The organism is Novosphingobium barchaimii LL02, from assembly GCF_001046635.1.
Lineage (GTDB): Bacteria > Pseudomonadota > Alphaproteobacteria > Sphingomonadales > Sphingomonadaceae > Novosphingobium > Novosphingobium barchaimii.
In genome coordinates this window covers 92,567-99,647 of record NZ_KQ130461.1, presented here as the reverse complement: position 1 = coordinate 99,647, position 7,081 = coordinate 92,567, and the positions used below count along the sequence as shown (strand labels likewise).

Annotated in this window: 6 protein-coding genes and 3 pseudogenes; 2 read left to right on the top strand and 7 right to left on the bottom strand. The window is 64.1% G+C overall.

The annotated features are described in order from the left end of the window. From V474_RS23565 to tnpC, 5 genes and pseudogenes are all read right to left on the bottom strand, one after another. A pseudogene (locus V474_RS23565) lies at positions 1 to 450 on the bottom strand (IS21 family transposase); the annotation flags it as partial. A 103-nt stretch (positions 451 to 553) separates the two neighbouring features. Next, positions 554 to 1,282, bottom strand: a pseudogene (locus tag V474_RS23560) (IS91-like element ISCR23 family transposase); the annotation flags it as partial. A 104-nt stretch (positions 1,283 to 1,386) separates the two neighbouring features. After that, the gene (locus tag V474_RS23555; RefSeq protein WP_041836468.1) at positions 1,387 to 1,632 is read right to left on the bottom strand and encodes a hypothetical protein; all 246 of its coding nucleotides are present in this window, start codon (positions 1,630 to 1,632) and stop codon (positions 1,387 to 1,389) included. A 93-nt stretch (positions 1,633 to 1,725) separates the two neighbouring features. Further along, positions 1,726 to 2,355: pseudogene (locus tag V474_RS23550) on the bottom strand (Tn3 family transposase); the annotation flags it as partial. Between the two features lie 60 nt (positions 2,356 to 2,415). Further along, entirely contained in the window at positions 2,416 to 3,933 is a 1,518-nt protein-coding gene (gene tnpC / locus V474_RS23545; RefSeq protein WP_059153614.1) for an IS66 family transposase, read from the bottom strand. Positions 3,934 to 3,941: 8 nt separating this feature from the next. Between tnpC and V474_RS23540 the strand changes: the two genes are divergently transcribed. Next, complete coding sequence (locus V474_RS23540; RefSeq protein ID WP_082699995.1) at positions 3,942 to 4,478, top strand: cupin domain-containing protein; 537 nt, start codon at positions 3,942 to 3,944, stop codon at positions 4,476 to 4,478. A 305-nt stretch (positions 4,479 to 4,783) separates the two neighbouring features. On the opposite strand, the gene V474_RS23535 is transcribed toward V474_RS23540, so the two are convergent. Next, positions 4,784 to 6,045, bottom strand: a protein-coding gene (locus V474_RS23535) for an IS3 family transposase (protein ID WP_148649538.1) whose coding sequence is annotated in 2 segments (ribosomal slippage) — positions 4,784 to 5,697 and positions 5,697 to 6,045 — 1,263 coding nt in all. Because the reading frame shifts where the segments join, the coding sequence is not laid out codon by codon here. Positions 6,046 to 6,092: 47 nt separating this feature from the next. Between V474_RS23535 and V474_RS27010 the strand changes: the two genes are divergently transcribed. After that, positions 6,093 to 6,236, top strand: coding sequence for a GntR family transcriptional regulator (locus tag V474_RS27010; protein WP_082699994.1), 144 nt, complete (start codon positions 6,093 to 6,095; stop codon positions 6,234 to 6,236). 18 nt (positions 6,237 to 6,254) lie between these two features. On the opposite strand, the gene V474_RS23525 is transcribed toward V474_RS27010, so the two are convergent. Continuing rightward, the gene (locus V474_RS23525; RefSeq protein ID WP_001389365.1) at positions 6,255 to 7,019 is read right to left on the bottom strand and encodes an IS6-like element IS6100 family transposase; all 765 of its coding nucleotides are present in this window, start codon (positions 7,017 to 7,019) and stop codon (positions 6,255 to 6,257) included. Positions 7,020 to 7,081 lie beyond the last annotated feature (62 nt).

The following is a 7,081-nucleotide window of genomic DNA, read 5'->3' as shown; positions in this document are numbered from 1 at the left end:
CGGCAGATCGAGCGCGAAGAAGTAGGCCTTCTGCTCCACCCCGCCGATCTCCACCAGCGCTTCCCCGAAATCGGCCTGCGCATCTCCCGCAGGGTGCGCCAGCGGCACGAACATCTCCCGGCTGCGCTGTTCGCGCTCCCGGATGTAATCCTTGATGATCGTATAGCCGCCGGTGAAACCATGCTCGGTGCGCAAACGGTCGAATACCCGCTTCGCCGTATGGCGTTGCTTGCGCGGGACACTGCGGTCACCCTCAAGCCATCCATCAATGATCGCCACAAACCCGTCCAGCTTCGGGCGCTGCGGTACGGACTGGCGCCGGTAACCCGGCGGCGATGAAAACGACAGCATCTTGCGTACCGTATCGCGCGACACATTGAAACGCTTCGCCGCCGCCCGTTGGCTCATGCCATCCGCGCAAGCCAGACGGACCTGAAGATAAAGTTCCACGCTGTAGATCCCCACACCTCCCTGACTCGGCAGAAAGGCTTCAAGGTGGACGACTTTTACGCCGCCCGCAGCAGGACTATCCCGCCGCTACCGTGGTCGAATATTGCTCCGCCGTTCTCACCTGGGCTTGGGTCACCGCTTCGGGGTCGATGCCGATAGCCGGGTGAAACATGACGCTGATCGCTGTGGTGCGGGTGCCCTGCTCACTCGCCTCCCCTGCCACCGCCTCAAACATGCCATCGACCACGCACACATGGAAATGCACATGCTCGTTCAGGCTGGAGCCAAAGCGGTGAATGAAGGCGACTGCACCGATGTGCAGGGCGGCCTTGTTCGCATGCGCTGCGCATGGGCTGTTGGCTTGCAGGGTTTGCTCAATGACGCGCAAGAAGATGCGCAACACCATGCCCAGCACCACGCTGTCGCGTTGCATAAAGTAGCGCAGCCGCTTGGGAACCGACAGCACCCACTGGCGCACTGGCAGGCGGGGGAAGACGTGGTCGGTGAGGTGTGCCGCTGTCTCGGCCATGCGCCGCGTGGTGCACGAGGGGCAGACGCCCCGGCCTTTGCAGGAAAAGGCCACCAGAAAGTCGTGTCCGCAGTCGTCGCAGCGGGCACGGGCAAAGCCGTGGGCAAAGATGCCGCATTCCAGGTACTTGGCAAACGCTTGGCGCACATAGGGCTTGGGGCTGCGGTGGTCGCCCTGGCCGTCGAACTGGCCGGCGCTGGCCAGATCAAGCCAGGTCTCGTAATGCTCGGCCACCGTTTGGTAGAGCAGCGTGCGCTCGGGGTGGCGCGGGTTGTAGAGCTTGGGCTTGGAGGTGGCTGGCATAAATACTGTGTAAATACACAGCATTCTGCAGACTTCTCCTCAGCCAGGCTACGCAGCAAAACGGCCCCGAAGGGCCGTTTGTTGTTTCAGGGAGCCATCGCCGCTCAGGCAGTCGCTTCCTTGGCGTTCTCCACATATTCTTCGATCTGGTCGAAGTTCAGGTACTGGTAGATCTTGTCGCTGCTCTGGTTAATGACGCCCACGTCGGCCAGATATTCTTCCTTGCTGGGAATACGGCCCAGCTTGGAGCAGATGGCCGAGAGTTCGGCTGAGCCCAGGTACACATTGGTGTTCTTGCCCGGGGTCTCCTCGTTTTCAGTGCAATAAGTGACGGTACGAAAAGCTAGCACTGGCGCGGAGGTGGTGTTGGTAGATCGTTGATTTCATTGACTTTCCTGTTCACTTTCAAATCTGCGATTCGTGGCGTCAAACCGTGGTCGGTTTCATCCATTGGTGCCAGTTATCGATGCATTTGGCCGCGAAGGCAGGATTTGGTCAGCATAGCGGTCAACCGGGAAGCGAAACACACCCCGCAAGTTGATGCTCTCCAGCCTGGTGGGCGCAATCTTCCCGATCAGTTCCGGTGGAATGACCTGGCGGCGGTTCGACCAGCGATCCAGGACCGCCTGCATCTGTGAGGTATTCCACGCCATCACGATGTTGGCCATCAGGCTCAACGCATCGGCCACAGCCTGCATTTCATCGACACGTTTGGCCTGCGCCGGGCTGATCCGGCCGGTATAAATGGCGCGCTTGAGGGCGTTAACAGCCTCGCCCCGATTGAGCACCCGGCGCAACTCGTTCCTGAAAGCGTCCTTGACAAAGTAGTCAGCCAAAAACGCCGTACGCAGCAACCGCCCCAATTGCACGCCAGCCTCATAGATTGGATCGCCCTGGGCGGCAGAACCGAACCGCGCAAGAGCTGCCACCGCACTGGCATGTCCGCTCATGACCGAGGCTGCCAGGTGCACCAGACTATCCCAATGCTTTTCGATCAAAGCGACGTCGACATTGGCTTCGCACACCGCAGCGATTTCTGCGGGCACTTTGGTGCCGCGTGGCACAAAGAGGTGGGTAAGCGTTCCGCGAACGACACCCTTGCGCCGTCGATGACGGCGTGTTGAAGGATGGTTCTACGCGGCGGCGGCGAGCGCCGCGTTTGGCACGGCGATGTCGGTGGCAGGCCGCCAGTTGTGCGGCAGCAGCTGCGCGAGGTCGCGCTGCTTGAGCGTGGGCAGACGCTCGAAGACGTCCTTGAGGTAGGCCCAGGGATCGTGCCCGTTTAGTTTGGCCGACTCGATCAGGCTCATGACCACGCCAGCGCGCTCGCCGGCCTGCTGCGAGCCTACAAAAAGCCAATTCTTGCGGCCAACGCACAGCGGGCGCACCGCGTTCTCCGCCGCGTTGTTGTCGATTGGGACGTCGCCGTCGTCCAGGTAGCGCGTGAGCGCGCGCCAATTGCTCAGCGAATAATCGATCGCCTTGGCCGTCACGTCGGCATTGGCCAGCTTCTGGCGCTGCCCGGTCAGCCAGAGGTGCAGGGCCTGGACGATGGGCCTGGAGCGTTGCTGGCGCAGCAGCCACCGTGCCTGGGGTTCGAGTTCGCGCGCCTCGCGCTCGACCTCGTACAGCTTTGCGATCAGCGCCACCGCCTGGCCGGCGATCTGGCTGGCGTTGAACTCGTGCGCCTCGAACAGCTTGCGCCGCGCGTGGGCCCAGCATAGTGCGGCGCTGACGCCTTGCGCCTGAAGCCCAAAATAGCCGCTGTAATCGTCGCTGACCAGCGTGCCGCCGAAGCCTCGCAGCACGCGCCGCGGATGTTCGCCGGCGCGGCTGGCGGTGAAGTCGAACAGCACCGCGCGCTGGGCCACGAAGTTGGTCGTGCGGTAGACCCAGACGTAGGCCCGTTTGGTCTTGCCGCGCCCCGGCGCCAGCAGCGACACCGGCGTCTCGTCGGCGTGGATCACACCGTGGCTGAGGATGAAGCCCTTCAGTGCATCGGCCAGCGGTGCCAGACGCACCCCGCAGATGCCGATCCACTGGGCCATGCTCGAGCGCGGGATGTGCACGCCAGAGCGCGCGTAGATCTCTTCCTGCCGGTACAGCGGCAAGTGATCGTCGTGCTTGGCCACCACCACCTGCGCGAGCAGGCCCGGCGCGGGGATGCCTTTGTCGATGATCTGCGCGGGCATCGGCGCGGCCTGGATCGTCTGGCAGCACGTGCAGGCGTACTTGCCGCGGATATGGCGCAGCACGAAGAATTGGGCCGGCACGCAATCGAGCTGCTCGCTGACTTCTTGGCCGATGCGCTTGAAGGGCTGGCCGCACTCGCAGTGGGTCTGCTCGATCTCGTGATGGTGATCGATGCGCGGCAGGCTCGCCGGCAGCGCCTGGCGCACCGCCTGGCCTTTGGCCCGGGGTGGCGCTACCGGTGGCTTCTGGTCTTGCTGGGCGGCGCGGTCTTCCAGCGCCGTGTCGGCCAGGATCTGATCGAACAGCACCGCCTGCGTGCTCGTCTCCAGGCTCTCGCTGGAGGAGCCGAAGCGCCAGCGCTTCAGCCGCGCGATCTCGAAGTTCAGCGCCTCGATCCTGGTTTGCTTGAACTTCAGCTCGCCTTGCATGCGCCCGATCACATCGCGCAGCTCCTGCATCGAATCCAGTGCGCCCGGCGCATCGATCGTGTGGGTGTCCGGGGCAGAGGCTCACCCTCGCCGATGTGGCGACCGCGACGGGGCTGTCCACCTCCTTCGTCAGTGCGATTGAGCTCGGGCAGGTTGGCGCCGGCGTCGCGACTCTTCAGAAGTTGTTGCGCCTCTATGGCACCACCGAGACGGCGATGCTCAACTCCACAGCGACCGGGACGAAGGGCACGTTGTCGCGCCCGGCCGATCGGGCGCGAGTACGCGACTCCTTCAACAAGGTGACGACCGAACAGCTCCTACCAGTGCAGCCAACCCTCGGCGCGACCTTGACCACCGTCGAACCTGGCGGCGGCAGCAACGGGAGCTACGCCCACGAGGGCGACGAGTTCGTCTACGTCATGTCAGGGTCGTTTCGCGTGTTCGTCGAGGACGAGCGCCACGATCTGACGCCTGGCGACTGCCTATTCTTCCCCAGCACCTGTCCGCACTCATGGCTCAACCCTGAGGAGGTTCCCGCGATCGTGATGTGGGTGACGACACCGCCCACGTTCTGATCGAGGAGCCCAGGGAGCCGGCCTGTAACATGGAACAGCGTCTGGCTGACCGCCATCGCCCAGAGGTTCGCGGGGAAGCACCCGCGGACGCATGCAGCACATCGACGACGCAGGAGCGCTCGTGACCTCGCAACCCGCCGCCCCGCCCTCACTCACAGGGCGGCCTCCTGCTCGGCACCCCACGCCCCGAGCACGCCGCCTGGCGGAGACGGTGTACGACGAGGTCAAGGACGCGATTATCCGCGGAGTACTCGCTCCGGGCGAGAAGGTGGGCCCTACCCCCGGATCTTGGACACGGGGTGTGATTACGCAGCGGTTGGCAGCGTAGCGGCCCGGCGGGCCTCGTAGGTGGACGGGGACAGGTAGCCGCACCAGGTGTGACGGCGCCGGGTGTTGTAGCGGACCAGCCACTTGAAGACCTGCCGGCGACAGGTCGGCTCGTCGCTCCAGCAGGCGGCGTCTTGGAGTACCTCGCGCTTCATCGTGGCGTTGAACGACTCCGCCAACGCGTTGTCGGCCGACGAGCCGACGGCGCCCATTGATTGGGTGACGCCGAGTCTCTTGCAGAGCTTGGCGTAGTCCTTCGAGCAGTAGACCGACCCGTGGTCGCTGTGGAAGATCGTGCCCTCGAGGCTGCCGCGGGTCGCGGCAGCGGCCTTCAGCGCGTCCTCGACGAGTTCGGTGCGCATGTGGTCGGCGACCGCCCAGCCGGCGAGCCGACGTGAGTAGCAGTCGATGACGGTCGCCAGGTACAGGTTCGTCCCGTCGGCCAACGGCAGGTAGGTGATGTCCCCGACGTAGCGCCGGTTCGGCGCCTCGGCGGTGAAGTCCCGCCTGAGCAGGTCGGGGTACTTCTGGCCCGACGGTTCGGGGATCGTGGTCCGCACCCGACGCTTCTTCACGTAGCCACGAATGCCCTCAAGCCGCATCACCCGGGCGACGCGCTTGTGGTTCACGCGATCGCTGGCAGGTGCGCCGTCGTTGAGCTCAGCGGTGATCCGTGGCGCACCCTGGGTGTTGTCCTCGGCATGCACAGCTCTAATCCGCGTCGCGAGCTCGGCATCGGCCTGGGCGCGCTCCTCGCGTGCCGCGGCCGCCTTGAGCCAGGCGTAGAAGGACGAGCGCTCGACCTCGACGAGCTCGCACAGTCGCTTCACCTCGAAGGTGGCGGAGTTGTCGGCGACGAACTGGAAGCGACTCACCAGCGCGTCTCCCCGGCGAAATACTTGGCCGCCCGTTGGAGGATCTCGCGCTCGGTGGTGAGCTTCGTGGTCTCGACCTCAAGCTCGTTCACCCGGGCCTCGAGCCGGGCGATCTTCTGCTCCGGTGTCTCACCCTCGGGCGCCGACGGGCTCTTTGACGAGTTCTTGGACTGCAGTGGGCTGGAGGTCAGCGTCCCGTCAGCGGCCGTCTTCTTGCCGGTCCCGTACGCCTCGAGCCAGTGCCGCAGCGTGCCGCGCACGATGCCGAGGTCATCGGCGATGCCGCGGACCGTGGCGCCCGGGGTGGACTCGTACAAGTCGACGGCCTGACGACGGAACTCCTCGGAGTAGTTCTTCCTGGCCATGATTCTCGGATCATCTCGCTTCCCCAGCACCAAGTGCTGGATTCAGCGTGTCCAAGAACCGGGGTCAGGCCCCGGTCTCTGTAGAGGAACTGTGCACCCAGTTCGGCGTGAGCCGCCAGCCGGTCATGGAGGCAATGCGCCGTCTCTCTGGCGACGGCTCTGTTGCAAAGATTGGCGGCAGTCAGAGGTAGGCTGTCGCTCTGCGCCGATCAGGCGGCTGCTGCGAAATGGTGGTTGAGCATGCCCATGGCCTCCGTCAGCGCCGAGGGCCCAATGCCAAAAGCTCTCTCCACAAGGCGCACCTCGCCCCTGATGCCGGGCTGCAGGCACCAGGGGCGAGCCTGTCCTTTGCGCAGGGCTCGCATGACTTCGAATCCCTTGATCGTGGCATAGGCCGTGGGGATCGATTTGAAACCGCGCACCGGCTTGATCAGTATCTTGAGCTTTCCGTGATCGGCCTCGATCACGTTATTGAGATACTTCACCTGCCGGTGGGCCGTCTCCCGGTCCAGCTTTCCTTCGCGCTTCAATTCGGTGATCGCTGCACCATAGCTCGGCGCTTTGTCGGTATTGAGCGTGGCAGGCTTTTCCCAGTGCTTCAGGCCTCGCAGGGCCTTGCCCAGGAACCGCTTCGCTGCCTTGGCGCTGCGGGTCGGCGACAGGTAGAAATCGATCGTGTCGCCCCGCTTGTCGACTGCCCGGTACAGGTAGGTCCACTTGCCCCGCACCTTGACGTAGGTTTCATCCAGGCGCCAGCTCGGATCAAAGCCACGCCGCCAGAACCAGCGCAGCCGCTTCTCCATCTCCGGGGCGTAGCACTGGACCCAGCGATAGATCGTCGTATGGTCGACCGAAATGCCGCGTTCCGCCAGCATTTCCTCAAGGTCGCGATAGCTGATCGGATAGCGACAATACCAGCGCACCGCCCACAGGATCACATCACCCTGGAAATGGCGCCACTTGAAATCCGTCATCGTTCCGTCCGTCCAATCTCCGCCAAGCATGCTCAAGCTTCACGATTTTTGCAACAGAGCCG